A 1,958-nucleotide genomic window follows, 5' to 3' on the forward strand; every position below is an offset into this window, starting at 1 on the left:
CCACCGACGGCTCCCAGGCCGCCGCCGTCATCTCCCCCCCCGCCGCTCTGGTCTCCCAGGGCATCAAGACCCACAGCAGCCGCTCCCACCAGCAGAGCGGCGGGGGAGGAGATGACGGCGGCGGCCTGGGAGCCGTCGGTGGCCTGCTTGCGGTTGGTGCGGGCGGCGGCGATCTCGTCGCCGAAGCCGGGGACGAACCGGTAGATCATCGCGGAGGCGAAGATGGCCAGCAGGATGATGGCGAGGCCGGAGACGACGGCGGAGAAGGCGTCGGGGCCTTCGTCGCCGGAGAGCGCGCCGGCGAGGCCGAGGACGATGACGATGACCGGTTTGACCAGGATGACGGCGATCATGATGCCGGCCCAGCGGCGGACGTGGCCCCACATGTTCTTGTCGACCAGGCCGGCGTAGACGACGGTGCCGAGGAGGGCGCCGACGTAGAGCAGAGCGGCCCGGATGACCAGCTCCAGCCAGAGCACGCCGGCGGCCAGGATGGACACCAGGGAGACGACGATCAGCATGATCGGGCCGCCGCCGATGTCGTCGCCCTTCTTCAGGGCTTCGGCGAAGGAGCCGAAGAAGGCGTCGGTCTGTCCGCCGGTGCCCTGGGCGATGACCTCGGTGACGCCGTCGGTGGCGGAGACGACGGTGTAGAGGATCAGCGGGGTGAAGGCGGAGGCGAGGACGGTCAGCCAGAGGAAGCCGATGGCCTCGGAGAGGGCGGTGGTCAGGGGTACGCCGCGGATGGCGCGCTTGGCGACGGCCAGCAGCCACAGCACCAGGGTCAGGATGGTGGAGGCGGCGAAGACGACGGCGTACTGCTGGAGGAAGGCGGTGTTGGTGAAGTCGACCTCGGCGGTGCCGGTGACGGCCTTGCTGAGCTTGTCGACGATCCAGGCGGCGGCGTCGGCGCAGCCCTTGGCGAGGGAGGCGAGGGGGTCGAGGGAGGAGGTGGGGTCCTGGAGGGGGGAGCGGGAGGTGCGGGCCGCGCCGCCGCCCTCGCCTTCCAGGCAGCGGTCCCTGGAGGCGCCGATCAGCAGGTCGCAGGGACTGTTGCTGGGGCTGGGGGACGGCGAGGGGGCGGCGGGTGTCGGCGTGGGCGCCGCGGCCGCCCGGGAGGCGGCTGCGAGCAGCGCCGCCTGGACGACGACGACGGCCCCGAGGGCCGACCAGGTGCGAGGGCTACCGCGCATAGGTGAAGCCTCCGTATCCGGCGACGGCGTCGGCGATCTCGTCCGAGGTGGCGGCGCGGTTGTCGCCGTTGACCGGCGTCGGGCCCTCCTTCTGGCTGGAGGAGGAGACCTTCCAGTCGCCGCCGGTCCAGGTGAGCTGCTCGGTGAGGGTGAACCAGTTGTGGGTGACGGGCCGGGTCGAGTCCTCGCCGGCCAGCCCGACCAGTCCGGTGCACCAGACCTCCACGGTGGCCTTGTCACCGGAGAAGTCGGTGACCTTGGTGCCGATGGGGATGGTGCGGGAGACGAAGGTGCTGCCGTCGGGAGCGGAGCCGTTCTCGTCCAGTCCGACGCTGCTGAGCAGGGCGGGGGTGTAGGCCTTGTCCAGACGGTTCACCAGGTCGTCCGCGACCGCCGGGTCGTGCACCGCGGTCACCAGGGCGCGCCGGCTCTCCGGCTGGAACATCGCGTCCGACCCGAGCGCCACCGCGTAGTTCGCCGCTGCGCTCTGGGCGCCCTGTTCGTCGTGGGTGAAGCCGGCGGGGACGGGGCCGTTGCGGCCGGTGGCCGGGGGGACGCCGGTGGCGGCGGTGGGGGCCGTCTTGGCGCGCGGCGCGGCGTCGGAGTCGTCGCCGTCCGTGCCGGGGCCCCGGTTCGCGAAGGCGATCGCGGCGATCAGCAGGACGACGACGCCGACGACGGTGATGAGCGACCGTGAGGCGCGCGGCGCGCGGCGCGGGGGGCCGTAGGCGTCGGGGGAGCCGCTGTCGGGCAGGCGGGTGCGGG

The 1,958-nt window shown here is 73.0% G+C and carries 2 protein-coding genes; both read right to left on the reverse strand.

The annotated features are described in order from the left end of the window. Positions 1-1,193, reverse strand: a 1,193-nt coding sequence (locus C6N75_RS27780; RefSeq protein WP_258177647.1) for a hypothetical protein, incomplete at its 3' end; no start/stop codon positions are given. Continuing rightward, a partial coding sequence (locus tag C6N75_RS27785; protein WP_105871619.1) for a hypothetical protein occupies positions 1,183-1,958 on the reverse strand: 776 nt, incomplete at its 5' end. The genes C6N75_RS27785 and C6N75_RS27780, both read right to left, overlap by 11 nt.

The sequence above is a fragment of the Streptomyces solincola genome (assembly GCF_002982015.1).
In the GTDB taxonomy this organism is placed as follows: Bacteria; Actinomycetota; Actinomycetes; order Streptomycetales; family Streptomycetaceae; genus Streptomyces; species Streptomyces solincola.